Source organism: Pseudomonas sp. CBS, assembly GCF_024734645.1.
GTDB lineage: Bacteria > Pseudomonadota > Gammaproteobacteria > Pseudomonadales > Pseudomonadaceae > Aquipseudomonas.
Genome location: NZ_CP102929.1, coordinates 1,568,093 through 1,587,898, shown reverse-complemented (window position 1 = coordinate 1,587,898; position 19,806 = coordinate 1,568,093). Strand labels below are relative to the sequence as shown.

Here is a 19,806-nt window from a genome sequence, read left to right as displayed (position 1 = left end):
TCGCACGCCCCACGTCGTAGCAGCTGTCGAGCCCAGGCGAGGCTGCGTTGGCGGTGTGTCTGATACACCGCTGACGCAGCCTCGCCTGGGCTCGACAGCTGCTACGGGGAGAGGTTGAGGGTTAGAGGTACCAGCGATATTCCCGCGCATGAATTTCCTGCTGGAATGCCAGGTGGTCCTGACGTTTGTTTTCGCAATATACGTCGACAAACTCGGCGCCCAGGCCTTCGCGCAATGCCGGCTGATGTTGCATGGCGCGCACTGCTTCGAGCATCTCCAGGGGGAAATCCGTGCCGCTGGTGCGGTCTTCGTTCAGCGGGGCGATGGGTTCTTTGGCCGCCTCAAGACCGTGTTCAAGCCCTACCAGAATCGCCGCCAGCACCAGGTACGGATTGGCATCGGCACTCGCCAGGCGATGTTCGATGCGCAGGTTGCGCGGGTCGGATTCAGGGATTCGCACACATGCGTCGCGATCCTCGTAACCCCAGCACGCGCGGGTTGCCGCGTTGACCGTGCCGCCGAGCCGGCGGAAGGCGTTGTGGTTGGGCGAGAAGATCGGCATGCAATGGGGCAGCAGTTCCAGGCAGCCGGCCACGGCGTGGCGCAGCGGTTGCTGCTGATGGGCCGCCAGCAGGTTATTGCCCGCCGCGTCGTACAGGCTGACATGCACATGCATGCCGCTGCCGGGATGTTGCAGGTAGGGCTTGGCCATGAAGCTGGCGCGGTAGCCGTGCTTGAGGGCCACGCCTCGGGTGCTGCGGCAGAACAGGGCGGCCCAGTCGGCCGCGCGCAGGCCGTCTTCCAGATGACCGAAATTGATTTCGAACTGGCCGGGGCCGAGTTCGGCGGTGATCACCGTGATGTCGATGCCCTGGGCCTTGGCGGTCTCGACCATGTCGTCCAGTACCGGGGCGAAACGCGACAGGCGCTCGATATGTAGGTTGGGCTGGTCGTCGGCGTCATCGCTCAGCGGGTCACGGGCGAATTGCGGCAGGCCATCGCTGAGCTTTTTATCGAACAGGTAGAACTCCAGCTCAAACGCCACCACCGGGTGAATGCCTTTGTGGTGCAGGCGCTCCAGCACCTTGGCCAGCACTTCCCGGGGTTCGAATTCGATGGGCGCTTCGGTGCCGTCGGAGGTGATCAGCATCTGCCCAAGCGGCTGCGCTTCCCAGCTCACCGGCTTGAGGGTGCCGGGCACCAGGCGGCGGTTGGCGTCGGGGTCACCGTCGTGAAAGCAGTAGTCGCCGATCTTGAACAAACCGCCCTGGGCACCCAGCAGTACTGCGTTCTGCGGCAGTTTCAACGGGCTGCCGGCGGCGACCTTTTCCAGCATGTCCACCGGGTAGCGCTTGCCGTAGAAATGCCCGGGAATGTCCAGGGCAATCAGGTCGACATAACGCACATCGGGATGGTTCTGGCGAAAGGTCCGGACTTCGGCCAGCAGCGTGGAGGAATGGCTTTTCACGGGTGACGCTCCTTGGTGTGCCTTCAGTTGTAGACCCACAGCACACGGGCTGGCAGGTCTGTCAGGTTGCCGTAGCGGCAGTGGGCGAAACTGGCCAGGTGGAAGCTGTCACCCGGGCGCAAGGTGACCGAGTCGGCCTCGCCCTCGACCCATAGTGTCAACTCGCCTTCCAGCACATAACCGGCCTGTTCGGCGCGGTCGCTCATGGTGTGTTCGCCACTGTTGGCGCCGGGGGCCAATAGACTGTCGAGCATCGAGAACGCGCCGTGCATGCTCGGCGACACCAGGATGTCGGTGATGCCGTTGGCGTAATACACCGTGCGCCGTTCATTGGGGCGCGTGACCCAGTTCACGGCCTTCGGTTTGGACAAACTGTAGAAGTAGGTGGTGGGCACACCGAGGGCATGGCTGATGGCGGTCAGATCGGCCACGGTAGGGCGCGACAGGCCACGTTCAACCTGGGACAGAAAGCCCACGGAACGCTCGATCTTTTGCGCGAGTTGCGCCAGGGTGAGCTTCTTGTGCTTGCGCAGGTCGTGGATCAGGATCGCCAAGGCGTCGAGTTCTTCTTGCTTGTCCATAGGCGCGTCATGAAATTCTTATCAGGAAATTTCATGAAAAATTACAGGATTAATTTCATGGAGGCAATGGGTATGGAGTTGGTGGATCATGATCGTTCCCACGCTCTGCGTGGGAATGCATCGTGTGACGCTCCGCGTCACCCTGGCGCCGGACTTGAAAGCGTGTATGAAGGGGACGCGGAGCGTCCGGAGCGGCGTTCCCACGCAGAGCGTGGGAACGATCATTCAAAACCCGGACAGGCTCACATCATCACGATGCCCCAGCAGCTCGGCCACCACCGACGTCGGCGACTTGTGCTTGTAGGTGTTGTAGTTGTTAACCGAGTCCTGGAACAGCTGGCGGGTGAACGCGACGCGGCTTTCCAGGCTGGCAATGTCCGCAGCGGGTGACGAGGCGTTTTGCGCCGCCGCCAGTTGTTGCTCGGCTTCTTTGAATTGGCCGAAGGCTTTTTTGCAACGATCGAGCAGCGCCACCAGTTCCCGGTAGGTGCCGAACACGTAAAGCGCGAGCAAGGTGACAATAGTCACGAAAATGATGATGACGTGGGTACCAGTCATTGGACTTCCTGGGCAGCTGGAAAAAAGAACCAATCTTATCTGATTAATTGCCGCCTCGGTCGTTGGCCGTCCATCCATCCGCCGCTTCAATCACTGCGCTGAATGATTCTTCACGGCTGCGGTCCGAATCTTTACGCGTCATTCATTGAAGGAAGTGCCCATGAAGTCCAAATCCCTTGTTGCCTGCCTGCTGGTTGCCGCGAGCCTGTCCGCCGCGAGTCTCACCGTCCAGGCCGCAGATACCCCGCAAAAAACCGTGCAGCCTTCAAACATCAATACCCGCGACCTCAAGACGGGAGACCGTGCGCCAGACATTCTGATGCGTAAGGAGTCGGCCATTGCCGACTGGAAGAAACGTGGCCTGAAGCAGCCGGAAGAAGACAGCCAGTGGGCCCGTGTAAACGACAAGTACGTGTTGCTCAAAACCACCAACGGTACGATTCTCGACATCACACCGGTTAAAAAATAAACCGTTCAGCGGGATGAGCGACCGCGTCCTCATCCCGCTGCATTTGATTTTTGCATAAATGCATAAATCAGCCTTTATTTCGTCTCATCTTGCGTTAAGGTACATCCGCTTGCGGGTCGCAATGGCCTCGTTACCTTGATCAAAATGAGAGCAGGATGCTTGCCACAATAAGAAACTACCCACGTACCGTGAATCTGCTGCTGTCGGCCACGCTGATCCTTACGCTGGCCAAAGCCATCACGTTTCCGTACCTCGTGATCTACCTCACCAACCACTTCGCCCTCGATATCAGCCAGGTCGGCCTGGTGATCGGCAGCTCATTGATCGTCGGTTCGTTGCTGAGTGTGTACGGCGGTTTCCTGGTAGACCGCATCAGCAGCTATCGGCTGTTGCTCAGCCTGAGCGTAGTGTTTGCCCTGGGGTTTATCGGCACGGTACTCGCCCCGGAAATCTGGTCGTTCTACAGCTGCCTGATCCTGATCAACCTGGCGTACGCGGTGATCGATATCGCGATCAAGTCCGGGTTTGCCAGCCTGTTGCCGGAAGATCAACGCAGCGAAGCGTTTTCCATCAAGTACACCCTGACCAATATCGGTTATGCCGTAGGGCCGTTTTTTGGCGCGATGATAGCCAAGCTCGATATCAGCTTGCCGTTTATCTTGTCGGCTGTTCTGGGCCTCGGATTTTTCCTGCTGTATTGGCGTTGGGGCGACCGCACGTTGGCCACCGTCGACACCACGCAAAAGCCGGTGTCATTCCTCGCCGTGGGCCGCGTGTTGCTGCGGGATCATCGGCTGGTGTGCTTCACCCTCGGCGGCCTGCTCAGTGCCGTGGTATTCGGCCAGTTCACCGCGTACCTCTCGCAATACCTGGTGACCACCACCACGGCTGAATACACCTACACCATCATCAGCGCGGTCCTCACCACCAACGCGGTGTTGGTGATCGCGCTGCAATACGCGATTGGCCGGCGGATTTCCCACCGTCATTTGAGCCAGTGGCTGATCTTCGGCCTGGGCATGTTCATGCTGGGAGTGATGGGTTTTGCTCTGGCGAGCAACGTGTGGTGGTGGATAGTGGCGATGGCGATTTTCACCGTGGGTGAAATCGTGGTGTTCCCGGCCGAGTACATGTTTATCGACCGCATCGCCCCGGACCATCTGCGGGGGATGTATTACGGCGCGCAAAACCTGTCCAACCTCGGCGCTGCCCTGGGGCCGGTGCTGTGCGGGCTGGTACTGGCCAGCCTGCCGGCCCACTACATGTTCTACATGTTGGCAGCGTTTATCGTCGGGGGAGGGGGTGTTCTATTTTGTCGGTGCGTCGTTGAAGGCACGCTAGCTACTGTAGGAGCGAGCTTGCTCGCGAAAAACGCCCAGGCACCGCGTTCATTCAGGCGTGGCGCGTTATCGTTAACGACCTTCGCGAGCAAGCTCGCTCCTACAAAGGGCGTAGCGGCAGGTCATCCAGCCTGAGTTTGCCAACGGTGTTGCTCTGCAATTCGTAACGCAACTCGTCGACCATCTTTTCCACTTCCTGCGGGGTCTGCAGCTTGTTGACGCTGATCCCGGTGACCACCAGGTCCACCCGGCCGCTTTCGGCATCGAAGACTTTGAGGGTCAACGAGGCGTCACGGCACAGGGTGAACTCGCAGGTCAGGGGCGACAGAGCCTCTTCGATGCAGTTGCGCAGTTGGGAGAGCGTAAACATTAGGGCGCTCCTCAGCGACGACGCAGCAACAGGCCCAGCAGCAGGCCGACACCGGCGACGATCGCTACGGTAGCCAAGGGTTTTTGCTTGGCAAAGTCGCCAACGGTGTCCAGCGCGTCACCGTAGGTTTGCTGCAATTGGCCAGCGGCCTGGCGGGCCACACCTTCGGCCTGGAGACGTTCGTCACCGGTCAGATCACCCAGAAAACCTTGAGCCTTGCCGGCCACTTTCTCGACGGCGCCTTTGACTTGTTCGCTTTTCATGATGGATTCCTTAAAGGGCATGACATCTCGACAGCACAGGACCCAAAGCCCTGTGCCCACCCTTCAAGGTTAAGCAGTGCATCCCCGCGCAATAAGGCGAATTTGCACCGGTCGCACTAGTGCATTTGCACTCTATTTCGGCTTTTTAACCCGCAATTCACCGGCAAACAGCCCGCGCTCACGGGCCCAGACGATGGCTGCACTACGGCTATGCACCCCCAGTTTGGAGTACACCGTGGCCACATGATTACGCACGGTGTTGGGCGCCAGTTTCAGGCGCGAGGCGATTTCCTTGTCGGCCAGGCCTTCGCAAATCAGCCCCAGTACATCGCGCTCCCGGGCGGTCAGGTCGGTGAAGGAAATGTTCGGTACATTGGGGCTGTTGACGCTCTTGGCATTGGCCAGTTTTTCAATCAGCGTCTGGCTGAACCATGAGGCGTCCTGCATCACTTCCTCGATAGCGGCCACCAGTTCCAGTTCGGAGCGCTTGCGTTCGGTGATGTTCATCAGCACCAGCAAATAGCAGGGCACGTCCTGGATGCTGACGGTGTCGGCAGACAGCACGCAGTCGATCAGCTCATTGCCTTTCTTGCGGATCTTCAGGTCGAGGCCGTCGAGGTTGCCGGCTTTTTCCAGGGTGGTGAACAGTTGCGTGCAGGCCTGGGGGCTGTCGATAAAGTCGATGTCTTCGATGGATTTGCCGATCAGCTCTTCACTGGTATAGCCGGTGATGGTCATGAAGGCTTCGTTGATATCCACCACCTGGCGGTTGGCGGCGTTGCACACCAGGGTCGGCACCGGCGTCAGTCGGAACGACTTGGCGAAGCGTTCCTCGCTCTGGCGCAGGGCGGTTTCGGCTTTACGGCGGGGCTCCAGGTCGGTGAAGGAAAACAGCATGCAGTCTTCCTCATTCATGTCCAGCGGCTGACCGGCCACGATCACCAGTTTGCTGCCGCCTTCGGGCAGTTTCAGTTCGGCTTGCATCTGCGGAATGGTCGCGCCTTCGCCCAGGCGCTTGACGGCGAGGTCCTTGTTTTCGGCTTGTTCCAGCACGTCCAGTTCATACACCGAGTGGCCGATCACCTGGTCGCGGTTGTAGCCGGTCATCTCCAGGAAGCCCTGGTTGACCTTGATATAGCGCAGGTCGCTCAGGCGGCAAATCACCGCCGGCGCCGGGTTGGCGTTAAAGGTTTTTTCAAAGCGCTGTTCGGCGCTGGCCCATTCGGTGGCGTCGCTCAGGATCAACACCAGCAGCTCCGGCTCGCCGGACGCGTCGTCGAGCACCAGGCTGCGCAGGCGGTGCACCCAGGTCTTTTCCTCGTCGCCGGCAGACGTGACTTCCACCACCACATCGCTGAACTCTTCACCGTCCGCCACCCGGCTTAACGGGTAATTCTCAAGCGCCAGGGGATGGTTGTTGCGATACCGCAAGGCAAAGCGCGCGGCGTATTCCTTGGTGTTGGCACCCAGGTCTTCGACGTTATCCACGCCATGCATCAGCAGCGCGGCTTCATTGGCCCAGAGGATGGTCTGGTCGGCCTCGGCGAGGATCACCCCATCGGACAAGCCGGAGATGATCTGCTGCAGTTGACGGCGGTTGGTTTCTTTGGCGAGGACGGCCTGGCTCATGGTTTCTCCTGGGGTAGGTCGCATGAGAAGTACGACACCTGAGGCTCAGGATAGTGCAGAGAAAGTGCACAGCGCGGGGTGCGAATGCACCAGTGCGCCTAGTGCAATTGTGCCGAGACCGAAGGGTAGGTGCCTCGCCAAACTGGCCACCTACCCACTGTTCAAAGGATTTAACATGACCACTGTCTATGAAACCAACCGTTCGCTGTTTCGAGTTTCCTGGGGCTCGGTGTTGGCCGGTAGTGCAATTGCCCTGGTGACCTACCTGGTGTTGAGCGTACTCGGTACCGCGATTGGTGCCAGTGCAGTCAACCCGATGGCAGCCGGTAACCCGCTGAGCGGTTTTGGTACCGGTGCCGGGATCTGGCTGTTCGTCTCGACGTTGCTGGCCATCGGTGCCGGTGCATTCGTGGCCGGGCGCACCGCACCGGATCGCGGCGGCCTGCATGGCGTGCTGAGCTGGACCATCACCACCTTGTTGACCACCTGGCTGCTCGCCGCGCTGGCCACCAGCGTTGTCGGTGCCGCGGGTAACGTCGTCGGTAAAGGCTTGTCGGCGGCCGGTAGCGGTATCGCCGCCGTGGCGCCGGGCATCAGCGACAGCGTCAAGCAGCAACTGAATGAGCAGGGCATCAAGCTGGACTGGAACAGCCTGCAAGGCCAGCTCGACACGTTGCTCAAGCAGAGCGGCAAGCCTGAACTGGACCCTGCCAACGTCGAGCAAAAAGCCGATCAAGCCACTGCGGATGGCAAGCAATCGGCCAACGATGCGGCGACCAACCCAGCCCAGGCGGGTGATGAACTGAAGCAGTGGTTCGAGCGCGTCAAGGCGTCCGGTGAGCCCGCGTTGAATGCAGCAGACAAGCAGGCGCTGGTTAACATCGTTGCTGCGCGTACCGGCAAGAGCCAGGCTGAAGCCACCCAGATCGTTGACAACTATGCCCAGGCCTACCAGCAGGCCGTGCAGAAGGTTGACGAGCTGAAGCAACAGGCTGAACAGAAAGCCCGTGAAGCCGGTGAAGTGGCGGCCAAGCAACTGTCCCGCGCAGCGTGGAGCACCTTGTTGATGTTGCTGCTGGGTGCGGCGTTGAGCTTCGGTGTAGGTCGCCTGGCGATCACTACACGTCGGGTGCCATTGGCCTGATCATGATGTGAGGGGCTGGATGTGGCGAGGGCACAAGCTCCCTCGCCACAGGAATAGTCCAGCTTGCCCCTCTGCATCAACCCCGCCGAACGAGTAAACTGCCCGCCTTTTTATCCTCACGATGAAACGGTGGGCTTTTGAACGCAGTAAAAACCACAGGGCTGTTGCTACTCGCCGCCTTACTGGCGGGATGCGGAACCTCGCCGCCCCGCACTCCCAACGACATCTGCGGTATCTTCCGCGAAAAGGACGACTGGTACGACGCCGCCAAGGTGACCCAGGCGCGCTGGGGCGTGCCGATCCAGGTGCCGTTCGCGATCATGTATCAAGAGTCCGGCTTCCGCCAGGACGCCAAGACCCCGCGCAAATACCTGTTATGGATCATCCCCTGGGGCCGCGTGTCCACCGCCTCCGGCTACGCCCAGGCCAAGGATGAAGTGTGGAGCGACTACCAGAAAAGCACCGGCCGTACGGGCGCCAGTCGCGAGGACTTTGACGACGCCATCGATTTTGTCGGCTGGTACATGGACAAGACCTACACCATCAACGGCGTGTACAAATACGACGCCTACGGCCAATACCTGAACTACCACGAAGGCTGGGGCGGGTATCGTCAGCGCACCTATGCGAGCAAAGCCTGGCTGATGCCGGTTGCGGGCAAGGTGCAGGCACGCTCGCAGATGTATGCGGCGCAATATGCGGGCTGCAAGAATGATCTGGGACGGGGGTTCTGGAGTCGGTTTTGGCATTGGCTGTGAGTGCACGGGCATTCCTTTGCCCGGCATAAGAGCGCGTGGCTAAACGGCTAACCATCCCACCAATGGCACCACCATCAAGGTGCTCAACGCCATTGAGAGTACGTTGCCGATGTAAGGATGGACGTGCGGTGGTAACCGTCCTGCAATGGCGCAGGCCAGTGGCGGCGCGATCAACGCGCCGAGCAACGCACTTGATCCCATCACCACCCAGCTGCCGCCATGGGTCAACACCGCTGCCGGGACCACCGACACCAGCGGAACATACGTGGGATACCAACCGCGTTTGATCCACTGATGTCGCCAGATCACCACGCCCAGCGCAGACGTCAGCGCTTGCGCACCGATCAGATGCACTATCAGACCAGATCCATAGGCCGGGCTCATCGGGTTCAGCGCATAAGCCAGTAACACGCCAGCCAATAAGCCAAGGCTGGCCAGCTCATTGCCGAAGAAGGGCGCTTCGGAAAAGTCCGCCAACACCCTTCGCACGCTCCACATCGCGCCATAGGTCGGTGGCTTCAAGGGCGCAGGCTTTATCGGGGCTATATAGTCGCTGCGTACCAAAATCGGCACACGACGGCACAACACAAACGCAATCACACTACCAACCGCCATCCCCAGTACGTTTCCGATTACCACCGGCAAGCCCAGCGGCAGGCAGATGTAGTTGACGATCAACAAACACATCGGTGTAACCAGCAACGCCCCCAGCACTGCGCCATTGAGCGTTACTTTCCAGCCGCCGCCGAACATCAGCACCATGGCCGCCGGCAGTGAAACAAATGCTGCAAACGTCGGTTGCCAAGTGCTAGCGGTCACGGTCCATCCCCATAACGCATTACTCAGCAATAAACCGAGTAATGAGCTGGTCACCAACCACGGCCACAGCCCGGTGCCATACGAAATGGCAAAGCCTTGCCAGCGCTTGCCGGTACGGCTTGCCCACCACGCCAGGTACGCGCCGCCCAGCAGGCCGATTGAGGCCAGTTCATGTTTGTAGAACGCGACTTCGCTGATATCACCCAGCACCCAGCGCAGCCAGGCGATGGGGTGAGGAAGGCTGGTCACCATGTCGGCATAGCCCGGCCAAGGGTAAGTAAGGGCTATCCATAGGATCAGCAATGCACTGGCAACGCCCAGGGCGATGACTGTTTTATCGGTTCGGGAGTGGTGTAGGCACGGTTTTTCTAAAAGGGTTTCCATCATGCGCCCTCCGATTAGCGTGGCAGGGCGCGATGTTGGGTATACCCGAGCATTTGGTCATAAAGATCCACACGCCGGTCCCGCTGCAAGTCGTTGAGGCTGTTCCAGATAGGTGCACTGCGAGCGCTGGTGAGGTCAACATCGGCAAATAGGATCTCCTGCCGATTCGCCGAAGCCACCGCGCCGATGGGCCAGCCGTTGGTTCCGGCAATCAGCGAACACCCGAGGTAACGCGCATCGCGTTCCTCGCCGATACGGCTGGCGGCGGCGATAAACACGTTGTTGACGTGGGCTGCGGTCATCGTGAGGTACGACGCCATGCACTTCCCCGCGTCGTCGAACAACGGAGGCGGAGTCCATACCCAGTTGTTGAGACTGCAAATAATATCGGCGCCTTGCTGGCTGAGGATGCGCGGCACCTCAGGGAACCAGATGTCCCAGCAGATCAGCAGGCCTATGCGGCCTATGGGTGTTTCAAATACGGGGAACCCTACATCGCCGGGACTGAACCAGAGCTTTTCCAGGTTCCACAAATGGGCCTTGCGGTACTTGCCGATAAAACCCTCCGGTCCCAGCAGTACCGCGGTGTTGAACAGCTGCATGCCGGAGATTTCGCTGAGGCCTGCCACCAGATACACCTGATGCTTACAGGCAAAATCCATCCAGGCTTGCACACTCGGCCCGCCCGGAATGGCCTCGGCGTGATCAAATGCATCCTGACGGCTGGAGAAGAAATAGCCGCAGTTCGAGAGCTCTGGCAGCACGATTAGATTGGCTCCGCCGCCCACCGCTTCCGTTGCCAGCTCAAGGCTATGACGCAGGTTACGCTCCCGGTTTTCCATTCCCACTTGGGGGTCGAACTGAATGACAGCTATGCGAACAGGGCTTGTTGGATCGCTCATTGCGGGTGACCTCTTATTTTTATGCAACCAAGGGTGGTTGTTTTTTTATAAGAGGTGAAATGATGAACGAGGTTAAGTCAGTTGCTTCCGCTCGGGTTGTAGGTCAGTTCCGGTTGAGTAGTTTGCTGGACGTATGGGGATCGTTCCCTCGCTCTGCGCGGGAACGATCAATATCCTTAACGCGGTTGTAAACAATCCACCGCCCGGTCAACCATCACGCGTGCCATATCCACCAAGTGCATGACTGAAACTACTAGTGCCCGAGACGTGCCATCCAACTGGTCGCCGGCTTGTTGTGCGGTGACTGATGCACAGTGCAACAAGCTGCTGGTATGGGTGAGGGCGCTTTCAAAACTGGTATCGGGATCAACGGCAAATAGCGCTGGTTCTTCTGTAACAATCTTGCTCATGGTTAAACTCCTAATCGACGTTAGAGAGCCAACACCATCGCTACTAAACGGGGTGGTGGCCGCACGCAGGTTAGTAGACCGGTGATTAGGACCCGGCGCACCCGAAGGTGCCCTACGCACGGCCACCATAACGCAGGGCCGAAAAAAAGCGCCTTGCAGAAGGGGGCGCCTTGCGCCTAATCACATAGCGGGCTACTAAACCCGATCACTGAATTGGTAGTGACCGCTTGAGACTAGCCATGTGATTTGGACGGCACAAGGGGGAAGAATTTTCTAGGAAGCTTCCTGCAAAGGAAAGGGAAATGTCACTGATTTGGTCTTCCATGGACTTGTAGTTGCCAGGAGTCACGGATCCATATCGGCACTCCTTATCCTGAAAACGTAAACTGTCGCCCGTTTTTGGCCATTACCTGAATTATCGCAAAGGGTGGCTGGCTATTATCAATCAACCTACACCGGCTGCTGTGGCAACGAGAGAACACGATGAACAACGAACTGGAAATCACCGACATCCGCCTCGGTGACGGTAAAACCGTGGTCAAAGGCGCCCTGATCACCACGCAATACACCGGCACCCTCGAAGACGGCACGGTGTTCGATTCTTCATGGGAGCGGGGCAAGCCGTTTCAATGCGTGATCGGTACCGGTCGCGTGATCAAAGGCTGGGACCAGGGGCTGATGGGCATGAAAGTCGGCGGCATTCGCACGTTGTTTGTGCCGGCGCACCTGGCCTACGGCGAGCGCTCGATGGGCGCGCATATCACGCCCAACAGTAATCTGCGCTTTGAAATTGAGTTGTTGGAAGTACTGACACGCGACGATTGAGAAGGGATGAACATGGATGTTGTTGGCACGATGGCCTTGCCCCGCAATTCGATAGCGGGCATCCGGGTGGTTGAACTGACGGTTGAGGATGAGGCCGAGCTGCAGCGCTTTTTCGAAGCAGCCCCGGAATATTTTCTCGCAGTCAACGGTGAGCCAGCCACACCCACGGAGGCTCGGGATGAGTTGACTCTTCAACTGCCCGACACCTGGAGCTACACGCGGATGTATTGGATTGGCTATCGCAATGCCGAAGGGCAGCTGGTTGCGGTGGTGAATGTGGCGTCTGACCTGCTGGCGGTTGGGGTGTGGCATATCGGGTTGCTGTTGGTGGCCACGCCGTTGCACGGCACCGGGTTTGCGCGGCAGTTGCATGCTGATTTCCAGGAATGGGTAGTCCGCCTGGGCGCACGTTGGTTGCGGCTGACGGTGGTGGTGGGGAACGTCAAGGCCGAGCGGTTCTGGCCCCGCCTTGGGTATGTTCAGGTGCGGACTCGGGATGGGATCGAGATGGGGCGGCAGGTGAATCGGGTTTCCATTCAGGTGAAGGCGTTGGCGGGTGGGGCGATCCATGAGTATTTGGCGCTGGTGGAGCGTGATCGACCGTCCTTTGCGTAGCAGCTGTCGAGCCTGGGCGAGGCTGCGTTCGGCGCGACTCGGTGCAGTGCCTGGCTTGATGATCGCAGTGTGGCCGACGCAGCCTCGCTTGGGCTCGACAGCTGCTACGGGGGTGGCGGCGCTTACCTGAACCCTCCCTGAAGAATATTCCTAACCCCATCGGGTAAGCTTTCCTACGGTTTACTCTCCTTAAATCGGAGCGTAAGCTTTGCGCGTTTTCATCAATAGCGGAGACCCTCAGTGGGTACTTGTTCGAGTGACAGTCGTCGGCCGGTCTCGATAACCGGCACATACTTGGCAAGGTAACGCGCATTTTTCCGATGCCGTTGTCTCGCCCGGAAGCGAGAAGCGGCATCCCGGTAGCGGCCAGTCCTGGCCCGATCCCGATTTCCCTCTCATCGACGCTGACCCGTACGTGATGCCTTGCATCGCGGTACTACGGACGCGCCTGTCGTTTGCGACGGGCGGGCCTGTCCTGTCGTGCCCGTGACCCAATCACGGCCCAGGATGGTCGTACCTGCCCGAAGGTTTCCTCGCCTAAGTTTGGCTGGCAATGAACAGGGAAGACTGACTATGCAAGCAATCAACAACATCAACCTCAACTCGCTGGTCGACACACTAGTCAGCCTCACCGCGGCCTTTATCCTTGGAGGGCTGATCGGCTTCGAACGTCAGTACCGCCAGCGCACGGCGGGGTTGCGTACCAACGTGCTGGTGGCGGTGGGCGCGGCGATTTTCGTCGACATGGCCAACCGTCTGGGCGGCGCCGAAGGGGCGGTGCGGGTCGTGGCCTATGTGGTCTCGGGCATCGGTTTTCTCGGCGCCGGCGTGATCATGCGTGAAGAGGGCAACGTGCGCGGTTTGAACACCGCAGCCACCCTTTGGGCATCGGCGGCGGTGGGCGCCTGTGCCGGTGCCGACCTGATCCTCGAAGCGTTGCTGGGTACGCTGTTTGTGCTGGCGGCCAACACGTTGCTGCGGCCGATCGTCAATAACATCAACCGCCAGCCACTGGACGTGGTGTCGGCCGAGGTGACCAACATCCTCTATGTGGTGGCCCGTCGTACCCAGCAAAAAGCAGTACTGGCCTTGCTCGAAGCCGAACTTGCACGCTGCAACTACCCGGCCAGTGATGTGGACGTACGCCCCTTTGGTCCTGATGAGGTGGAAATCGAGGCGATGCTGGCCGTGACCTCGGTAGACGGTGATGAACTGGACGCCCTGGTGGCGCGCATTTCCACCTCGACCCTGGTGGTACAGGCGTTCTGGAGCCCGAGTACCACCGACTAGACGACCCCCGCTCCCCGGAACCCCACTGTTTACTATGCTTCTAGCGAGGAAAAGTCCTACACGCGGCTGGGACTATCCCTTCAGGTGACGCGTCATTCCATTGGTAAGGTTGCGCGCTTGCGACTAGCCAGGCACGCAGGTGCGGCCACCCATGGCTATGCGCTGTTCAAATGGAGGGACCCGACTGCTTCTTGTAGGAATGTTCAGAGCCGCTCGTCGGAACTGTCATTTCTCACAGGTAGATAGGTCCCGTGTGATGTGCAACGGTACTGAATCCTCCCAGGGGAGCCTTATGAGCAAAGCTTTAATAGTGGATGACCACCCATTTATCCGCGCAACCGTCCGGTACCTGTTGAAGCAGGAAGGCTTCGACACGATCTTCGAGGCCGGCAACGGTGCCGATGCGATGCAGATCGCCCGGGAAGAACGCCCCGAACTGATCATCCTCGACCTGGCGATGCCGAAGTTGGGTGGCCTGGAGGTGATCAGCCGGATCAAGGCACTGGGCTTGCCTTGCAAGATCCTGGTGCTGACGTCCTATCTGGCGGTGTTCTTTTCTACCCGCTGCATGCGTGCCGGCGCGATGGGCTTTGTGGCCAAGACTGGCGAGCTGGATGAACTGCAAAAAGCCATCAAGGCCGTGATGTCCAATTACAGCTGCTTTCCCAGCCTGCCCACCAGCTCGGTGCGCCGGGACGATTTGCAGTCCACCGAACAGGACTTGGTGGCAGAGCTTTCCGACCGTGAATTGACCGTGTTGCAGAAGTTGGCGCTGGGGCTTGGCAACAAGGAAATAGCCGAGGACATGTTGCTCAGCCACAAGACCATCAGTACCTACAAAACCCGTTTGAAGGAGAAGCTGCGCATGTCGTCGGTGGTGCATTTGTCCAAATTCGCCCAGCGCAACCATCTGATCTGAAATGACCAGGTTCCGGGCCTTGTGGCTCAGTGCGTGGGTGCTGCTGGGCGTGCTCTACACGCAAGCCCCGGCCCTGGGGGAGCCGCGCACCCTGTACCTGCTGGGGCACTCCATTCTCGAGACCCCGGCGGTGGGGTTGCCCGAGGCGGACTGGCGCTGGCTGCGGGAGCGCCGCCGTTTGTTGATGGGGATCTCGAGCCCCGATTACGCACCGTTTGAGTTGAGCAGCAACGATGAGCTCGAGGGGATTACGGCAGATTACGCCGCACTGATAGCCGACGCGCTGAACATCACGGTGGAAGTCCGTCGCTACGACAGTCGGGATGAGGTCATCACGGCACTCAAGCGCGGTGAGGTGGATTTTTTGGGGTCAGCCAACGGCTACGAGGCGGCAGACCCGCAACTGGTGCTGTCGCGCTCCTATGCCATGGATCAACCGACCCTGGTCACCCGCACGGGCGAGAGCCAGGCCCTGAGTGCCGACCTGGCCGGCAAGCGGGTGGCCATGTTCTATCACTATATGCAGCCTGAGGCGGTACAGGCGTTCTACCCTCATGCCCGGTTACAGCTTTTTCCTTCGACCTTCGAGGCCATCGGCGCTGTTGCATTCGGCCAGGCGGATGTTTACCTCGGCGATGCAATCAGCGCCCACTACCTGATCAACAGGAACCACCTGAACAACGTTCGAATGGCTGATTTCTCGTCACTTGAAGTCAATCCGTTTGCGTTTGCATTTTCTCGCAACAACACGCGCTTGCTGCCGATCATCAATGCGGCGCTCGCCGCGATTCCGGTCAGTGAGCAGATGGAAATCCTGCGACGCTGGAGTGCCGGAAATCTTGGGTTCCTGGGGGCGGACCGGTTGCGCTTGAGTGCCAGTGAGCAGCGCTGGCTGGAGAAGAACCCCCGGATAAAGGTCGCGATCCTCGACAAGTTCCTGCCGGTTTCATTTATCAACAAGCAGGGCGCGTTTGAAGGATTGAGCGCCGAGGTGCTGGCCCGTATCAGCTTGCGCACCGGGTTGAAATTTGACGTGGTCCCGGGCACCTCGATGCCCCAGCAGATTGACAAGGTCAGCACCGGCGGTGCGGACCTGATCGCTGTGGTCACGCCCAGCGTTGAGCGCACGGACAAGGTGCGTATTACCCGGCCTTACCTGACCAATCCGTTTGTGCTGGTCAGTCGCATGGATGACCGCAGCCCCCTCACCCTGGAAGACATGGCCGGCAAGCGCCTGGCACTGATCGGCGGCAATAGCCTGCAAGAGTGGATTGCCCAGGCCTATCCCACCATCAAGTTTGTGGACGTCGACAACCCCGAGCACGGCATGGCGCTGGTGGCCAGCGGCGGCGCCGATGCGGCCGTCAATACGTTGATCAGTGCGCGCTACATGATTGCCCGCGATTACCGTGACCGCTTGCGGGTCACCAGCACGGTCGGGTCCGAGCCGGCTCGCATAGCCTTTGGGGTCAACCGCAGCCAACTGGAGTTGTATTCGATCCTCGACAAGGCATTGCTGAGTATCACGCCCCAGGAGATGGATGAATTGGCCGGCCACTGGCGTAGTGAGGTATTGGTTGAAGACAGCTACTGGGCGCGGCACCGCACCGTCATCATTCAAGGCTTCAGCCTGGCGGCGCTGCTGCTGCTGATCACCCTCGGCTGGGCGATTTACCTGCGCAGCCTGATACGCAAACGGGTGCAGGCCGAGCGTGCCCTGAGCGACCAGATGCGTTTTATGAGTGCGCTGATCGACGGCACGCCCCATCCGATTTACGTGCGTGATCGCTTGGGCCGGCTGATGGCGTGCAACAGCGCCTACCTTGATGTGTTTGGTTTCAAGCTGGAGGAGGTGGTCGGCAAGACCGTGGTCGAGACTGACACGGGCAACCGTCCCCAGGCCCAGTCTTTCCATGAAGACTACCTGCGTTTGATGGAGCGGGGCGAGCCGCAGATTCATGACCGGGTACTCAAAGTGCCCGATGGCTCGGTGCTGACGATCTACCACTGGATGCTGCCGTACCGCGACGGTGATGAGCGGGTAGTAGGCATGATCGCCGGCTGGGTGGACGTCAGTGAAAGGCAGCACCTGCTCGGCCAGCTGCGGGAGGCCAAGGAGGATGCCGACGCCGCCAATCGCGCCAAGACCACCTTCCTCGCGACCATGAGCCATGAGATACGCACCCCCATGAACGCCGTGATTGGCATGATCGAATTGGCCTTGAAAGCCGCCGAACAGGACCGGGCCGACCGCGATGCGTTGGAGGTGGCCGCCGATGCGTCGCGAGGCATGCTGGAGTTGATCGGCGATATCCTGGACATCGCACGGATTGAGTCGGGTCACCTGTCCCTGGCGTTGCAGCCGTCAAACCTGCACGCGTTGCTGGCGTCCGTAGCGCGGGTCTTCGATGGGCTGGCGCGGGCCAAGGGCCTGGTATTGAAAGTGGAGCTCGACCCGCTGATTGATCGATGGGTGCTGGTGGACCCGATGCGTTTCAAGCAGGTGGTGTCGAACCTGCTGAGCAATGCGATCAAGTTCACGCCCCATGGCCAGGTAAGGCTTGGAGCGTCCGGTTCGTCGGCGATTGCCAACGGGTACCTGAACCTCAGGCTGTGGGTGGAAGACACCGGCATCGGCATCAGTGTCGAAGACCAGAAACGCCTGTTCAACCCGTTTATCCAGGGCACGAACACTGAGCAATCGGCGCGCAGCGGTTCGGGTCTGGGCCTGGTCATCAGCCGCAACCTCTGCGAGATGATGGGTGGGCAACTGCAATTAAGCAGCTTGTTGGGGCAGGGCACCCGGGTGGACGTCACCCTGGCGTTGGCCGTCGCCGACGCCACCCGCGTGCCGGCCGTCTCCGTTGCCCTGGAAACTTCGCCGGCCCACGCATTGAGCATTCTGGTGGTGGATGACTACCCGGCCAACCGGCTGCTGCTGGCCCGGCAATTGAGCTTTCTGGGGCACCGAATCACCACCGCCGAAGATGGCGTCCAGGGGCTTGAGCTGTGGCTGTCCGGACGTTTTGATGGGGTGATTACCGACTGCAATATGCCATTCAAGGACGGTTACGAGCTGGCGCGGGATATCCGCACCCTGGAGCGTGAGCGCGGCCTGGCGCCTTGCCTGTTGCTGGGGTTCACCGCCAACGCCCAGCCCGAGGAAGCCGAACGTTGCCGACAGGCGGGAATGGATGGCTGCCTGTTCAAGCCCACCGGGCTTGAGGACCTGCATGCGGCCCTGATGTCGCGCACAGCCACGCCCTCGGTGGCCCCGGTCAGCGTGGACGAGTTGTCGCCAGACTTTGATTTGCGCGACCTGGAGAAGCTGACCGGAGGGGATGTCGACGCAGTAAAAGAACTGCTGGTGCCATTGCTCGACAGCCTTGAGGCTGACCATGGGCAGTTGGTGGCCCTGCAACACAAGGCCGACTTTGCAGGCCTGCATGACCTGGCCCATCGAACCAAAGGCGGCGCGCGCATGGTCAAGGCCCAGGCATTGATGGAGTGCTGCGAAGTATTGGAAAACGTCTGTGAACGGCAAGCGCGTAACGAGTTGGCCACTGCTATCGACGGCATGGATGAAGCGCTCGCTCACCTGCATCACGGGTTGTCGGTTTATTGCAATCAGACTTGACTGGTGAGGGCCTTCATTCCAGCTGTTTGAGACAACTCCTACGTGAAGGTGGAACAATCCTTATTTAGTCTTCGGAATATGTCTGGAAAATAGGCCGCCCAGTCCCTCACGAGCGCTCCTTGCTCAGGTGATCGCCATGCCAAACAAAGCACTGACCCTCCTGATCGCCGATGAACAGCACCTGCAACGGCTGTACATCGAAAAAATGCTCAACCAATTGGGCTACTACCGCATCGTCCCGGTGCAGACCTTCGAAGAAGTGCTGATCCTCACGGCCATCCCGACCGCGCCGTTCGACGTGCTGATCATCAATGCCGGGTTGGCGGCCAGCGAGGGCGGGGTACTGGCCTACCAGGAACAGCATCCTCAGATTCGCCATGTGCTGGTCTACGACATCCGCGACCTGGGCACGCCGGCCGCCACACCGACACTGCTGATGCGCCTGCCGGGTGCGCCGGACAGCGTCAACCTCGAACACTTCATGGACATCATCGACCCACCGCCAATCACCAGTGGGCTGCGGGTGTTGCCGTGGCTGCGAGAATTATCCCGCAGCCCTGTGGCTTAGTCCCAGTTCGGCGCGATGCCCTTGGGGCTGGTCAGCCGATGGCCACGCTCCAGGCCGGCGATCTGCGCCATCTCGGCGTCGCTCAAGGTCAGCTCCAGCGCCTTGAGGTTGCTGGCCAGATTGGCGCGCTTGGTCGACGAAGGGATCACCGCATAGCCCAGCTGCATGGCCCAGGCCAGGGTCACTTGCGCCGGGGTTGCCTGATGCCGTTCGGCGATCTGCTGGATCACCGGGTCCTTCAGCACTTCACCGTAGGCCAGGGTCATGTACGAAGTGACCTGGATGCCATGGGCCTTGGCAAAATCCGCCACGGTACGGTTTTGCAGGTACGGGTGCAGCTCCACCTGGTTAGTCGCGATGTGCTCGGCACCGACGGCGGCAATTGCCTGCTTCATCAGGTCGACGGTGAAGTTGGAGATGCCGATCTGGCGGGTCAGGCCCTGACGCTTGGCTTCCAGCAACTGGCCCATGAACTCGGCGACCGGCACCTGGTCTTGTGGCGATGGCCAGTGGATCAGGGTCAGGTCCAGGTAATCGGTCTGGAGCTTGCGCAGGCTCTCCTTGAGGCTGGGAATCAGCTGGCCTTCGGCGAAGTTGGCGATCCAGATCTTGCTGGTGATAAACAGCTCGTCCCGCGGGATGCCGCTGTCGGCGATGGCCTGGCCGACGTCGGCTTCGTTTTCATAGATTTGCGCAGTGTCGATGACGCGGTAGCCCAGCTCCAGGCCGGTGCTGACGGAGTCGATGACGACCTGGCCTTGCAGGCGGAACGTACCGAGGCCGAATGCGGGAATAGACATGAGTGACTCCTGAAGTGATGTGAACAATGGAGTCGAGTATCGGCTCCTCGTTCCTTC

Annotated in this window: 18 protein-coding genes and 2 pseudogenes; 10 read left to right on the top strand and 10 right to left on the bottom strand. The window is 59.8% G+C overall.

Annotation, left to right across the window (positions count from 1 at the left end):
* Positions 1 to 121: 121 nt before the first annotated feature.
* From NVB75_RS07160 to NVB75_RS07150, 3 genes and pseudogenes are all read right to left on the bottom strand, one after another.
* Positions 122 to 1,468 (bottom strand): glutamine synthetase family protein, encoded by a 1,347-nt coding sequence (locus tag NVB75_RS07160; protein ID WP_258346626.1) that lies wholly within the window; start codon positions 1,466 to 1,468, stop codon positions 122 to 124.
* A 23-nt stretch (positions 1,469 to 1,491) separates the two neighbouring features.
* A pseudogene (locus NVB75_RS07155) lies at positions 1,492 to 2,084 on the bottom strand (helix-turn-helix domain-containing protein).
* Positions 2,085 to 2,274: 190 nt separating this feature from the next.
* A complete protein-coding gene (locus NVB75_RS07150; RefSeq protein ID WP_258346625.1) occupies positions 2,275 to 2,607 on the bottom strand; it encodes a LemA family protein in 333 nt (110 codons plus the stop codon).
* A 160-nt stretch (positions 2,608 to 2,767) separates the two neighbouring features.
* Between NVB75_RS07150 and NVB75_RS07145 the strand changes: the two genes are divergently transcribed.
* Both NVB75_RS07145 and NVB75_RS07140 read left to right on the top strand, forming a co-directional pair.
* On the top strand, positions 2,768 to 3,076 hold the full coding sequence (locus NVB75_RS07145; RefSeq protein ID WP_003211589.1) for an RcnB family protein: 309 nt from the start codon (positions 2,768 to 2,770) through the stop codon (positions 3,074 to 3,076).
* A gap of 155 nt (positions 3,077 to 3,231) precedes the next feature.
* Positions 3,232 to 4,417 (top strand): annotated as a pseudogene (locus NVB75_RS07140) (MFS transporter).
* A gap of 99 nt (positions 4,418 to 4,516) precedes the next feature.
* Here NVB75_RS07140 and NVB75_RS07135 read toward each other — a convergent pair.
* The 3 genes from NVB75_RS07135 to NVB75_RS07125 all read right to left on the bottom strand — a co-directional run bounded on the left by NVB75_RS07135 (position 4,517) and on the right by NVB75_RS07125 (position 6,678).
* The gene (locus NVB75_RS07135) at positions 4,517 to 4,786 is read right to left on the bottom strand and encodes a DUF1652 domain-containing protein (protein WP_003211585.1); all 270 of its coding nucleotides are present in this window, start codon (positions 4,784 to 4,786) and stop codon (positions 4,517 to 4,519) included.
* Positions 4,787 to 4,797: 11 nt separating this feature from the next.
* Positions 4,798 to 5,049: a CsbD family protein gene (locus tag NVB75_RS07130; protein ID WP_003211583.1), complete on the bottom strand. Its 252-nt coding sequence runs from the start codon at positions 5,047 to 5,049 to the stop codon at positions 4,798 to 4,800.
* Positions 5,050 to 5,181: 132 nt separating this feature from the next.
* Entirely contained in the window at positions 5,182 to 6,678 is a 1,497-nt protein-coding gene (locus tag NVB75_RS07125; RefSeq protein ID WP_258346622.1) for a helix-turn-helix transcriptional regulator, read from the bottom strand.
* A 175-nt stretch (positions 6,679 to 6,853) separates the two neighbouring features.
* Here NVB75_RS07125 and NVB75_RS07120 point away from each other — a divergent pair, with 175 nt between their 5' ends.
* Together NVB75_RS07120 and NVB75_RS07115 are read left to right on the top strand one after the other, a co-directional pair.
* Positions 6,854 to 7,822, top strand: coding sequence for a hypothetical protein (locus tag NVB75_RS07120; RefSeq protein WP_258346621.1), 969 nt, complete (start codon positions 6,854 to 6,856; stop codon positions 7,820 to 7,822).
* A 137-nt stretch (positions 7,823 to 7,959) separates the two neighbouring features.
* Positions 7,960 to 8,580 carry a hypothetical protein gene (locus NVB75_RS07115; protein WP_258346620.1) on the top strand — a complete coding sequence of 207 codons (621 nt, stop codon included), beginning with the start codon at positions 7,960 to 7,962 and terminating at the stop codon, positions 8,578 to 8,580.
* Between the two features lie 39 nt (positions 8,581 to 8,619).
* Here NVB75_RS07115 and NVB75_RS07110 read toward each other — a convergent pair whose 3' ends face one another.
* From NVB75_RS07110 to NVB75_RS07100, 3 genes are all read right to left on the bottom strand, one after another.
* Entirely contained in the window at positions 8,620 to 9,783 is a 1,164-nt protein-coding gene (locus NVB75_RS07110; protein WP_258348553.1) for a hypothetical protein, read from the bottom strand.
* Positions 9,784 to 9,797: 14 nt separating this feature from the next.
* Positions 9,798 to 10,685, bottom strand: a complete 888-nt coding sequence (locus tag NVB75_RS07105; RefSeq protein ID WP_258346619.1) for a nitrilase family protein — start codon at positions 10,683 to 10,685, stop codon at positions 9,798 to 9,800.
* Positions 10,686 to 10,861: 176 nt separating this feature from the next.
* Positions 10,862 to 11,095 carry a DUF3077 domain-containing protein gene (locus NVB75_RS07100; RefSeq protein ID WP_258346618.1) on the bottom strand — a complete coding sequence of 78 codons (234 nt, stop codon included), beginning with the start codon at positions 11,093 to 11,095 and terminating at the stop codon, positions 10,862 to 10,864.
* A 483-nt stretch (positions 11,096 to 11,578) separates the two neighbouring features.
* Between NVB75_RS07100 and NVB75_RS07095 the strand changes: the two genes are divergently transcribed.
* The 6 genes from NVB75_RS07095 (at position 11,579) to NVB75_RS07070 (ending at position 18,949) form a co-directional block, all read left to right on the top strand.
* Positions 11,579 to 11,920, top strand: coding sequence for an FKBP-type peptidyl-prolyl cis-trans isomerase (locus NVB75_RS07095; RefSeq protein WP_167410185.1), 342 nt, complete (start codon positions 11,579 to 11,581; stop codon positions 11,918 to 11,920).
* 12 nt (positions 11,921 to 11,932) lie between these two features.
* Positions 11,933 to 12,535, top strand: coding sequence for a GNAT family N-acetyltransferase (locus NVB75_RS07090; RefSeq protein ID WP_258348552.1), 603 nt, complete (start codon positions 11,933 to 11,935; stop codon positions 12,533 to 12,535).
* Between the two features lie 573 nt (positions 12,536 to 13,108).
* A complete protein-coding gene (locus tag NVB75_RS07085) occupies positions 13,109 to 13,825 on the top strand; it encodes an MgtC/SapB family protein (RefSeq protein WP_258346617.1) in 717 nt (238 codons plus the stop codon).
* Between the two features lie 292 nt (positions 13,826 to 14,117).
* Entirely contained in the window at positions 14,118 to 14,744 is a 627-nt protein-coding gene (locus tag NVB75_RS07080) for a response regulator transcription factor (protein ID WP_003211560.1), read from the top strand.
* A gap of 1 nt (position 14,745) precedes the next feature.
* Entirely contained in the window at positions 14,746 to 18,381 is a 3,636-nt protein-coding gene (locus NVB75_RS07075) for a transporter substrate-binding domain-containing protein (protein WP_258346616.1), read from the top strand.
* A gap of 136 nt (positions 18,382 to 18,517) precedes the next feature.
* On the top strand, positions 18,518 to 18,949 hold the full coding sequence (locus NVB75_RS07070; RefSeq protein WP_258346615.1) for a chemotaxis protein CheY: 432 nt from the start codon (positions 18,518 to 18,520) through the stop codon (positions 18,947 to 18,949).
* Here the strand turns inward: NVB75_RS07070 and dkgB are convergent.
* A complete protein-coding gene (gene dkgB / locus NVB75_RS07065) occupies positions 18,946 to 19,749 on the bottom strand; it encodes a 2,5-didehydrogluconate reductase DkgB (RefSeq protein WP_258346614.1) in 804 nt (267 codons plus the stop codon). The two genes, NVB75_RS07070 and dkgB, sit on opposite strands and share 4 nt — an antisense overlap.
* Between the last annotated feature and the right edge of the window lie 57 nt (positions 19,750 to 19,806).

What these genes read in the sequence shown, in the direction of transcription:
- NVB75_RS07150 (WP_258346625.1), bottom strand. Translation starts at nt 2,607, where the DNA reads ATGACTGGTACCCACGTCATCATCATTTTCGTGACTATTGTCACCTTG.
- NVB75_RS07145 (WP_003211589.1), top strand. Translation starts at nt 2,768, where the DNA reads ATGAAGTCCAAATCCCTTGTTGCCTGCCTGCTGGTTGCCGCGAGCCTG.
- NVB75_RS07135 (WP_003211585.1), bottom strand. Translation starts at nt 4,786, where the DNA reads ATGTTTACGCTCTCCCAACTGCGCAACTGCATCGAAGAGGCTCTGTCG.
- NVB75_RS07130 (WP_003211583.1), bottom strand. Translation starts at nt 5,049, where the DNA reads ATGAAAAGCGAACAAGTCAAAGGCGCCGTCGAGAAAGTGGCCGGCAAG.
- NVB75_RS07125 (WP_258346622.1), bottom strand. Translation starts at nt 6,678, where the DNA reads ATGAGCCAGGCCGTCCTCGCCAAAGAAACCAACCGCCGTCAACTGCAG.
- NVB75_RS07120 (WP_258346621.1), top strand. Translation starts at nt 6,854, where the DNA reads ATGACCACTGTCTATGAAACCAACCGTTCGCTGTTTCGAGTTTCCTGG.
- NVB75_RS07110 (WP_258348553.1), bottom strand. Translation starts at nt 9,783, where the DNA reads ATGGAAACCCTTTTAGAAAAACCGTGCCTACACCACTCCCGAACCGAT.
- NVB75_RS07105 (WP_258346619.1), bottom strand. Translation starts at nt 10,685, where the DNA reads ATGAGCGATCCAACAAGCCCTGTTCGCATAGCTGTCATTCAGTTCGAC.
- NVB75_RS07100 (WP_258346618.1), bottom strand. Translation starts at nt 11,095, where the DNA reads ATGAGCAAGATTGTTACAGAAGAACCAGCGCTATTTGCCGTTGATCCC.
- NVB75_RS07095 (WP_167410185.1), top strand. Translation starts at nt 11,579, where the DNA reads ATGAACAACGAACTGGAAATCACCGACATCCGCCTCGGTGACGGTAAA.
- NVB75_RS07090 (WP_258348552.1), top strand. Translation starts at nt 11,933, where the DNA reads ATGGATGTTGTTGGCACGATGGCCTTGCCCCGCAATTCGATAGCGGGC.
- NVB75_RS07085 (WP_258346617.1), top strand. Translation starts at nt 13,109, where the DNA reads ATGCAAGCAATCAACAACATCAACCTCAACTCGCTGGTCGACACACTA.
- NVB75_RS07080 (WP_003211560.1), top strand. Translation starts at nt 14,118, where the DNA reads ATGAGCAAAGCTTTAATAGTGGATGACCACCCATTTATCCGCGCAACC.
- NVB75_RS07075 (WP_258346616.1), top strand. Translation starts at nt 14,746, where the DNA reads ATGACCAGGTTCCGGGCCTTGTGGCTCAGTGCGTGGGTGCTGCTGGGC.
- NVB75_RS07070 (WP_258346615.1), top strand. Translation starts at nt 18,518, where the DNA reads ATGCCAAACAAAGCACTGACCCTCCTGATCGCCGATGAACAGCACCTG.
- dkgB (WP_258346614.1), bottom strand. Translation starts at nt 19,749, where the DNA reads ATGTCTATTCCCGCATTCGGCCTCGGTACGTTCCGCCTGCAAGGCCAG.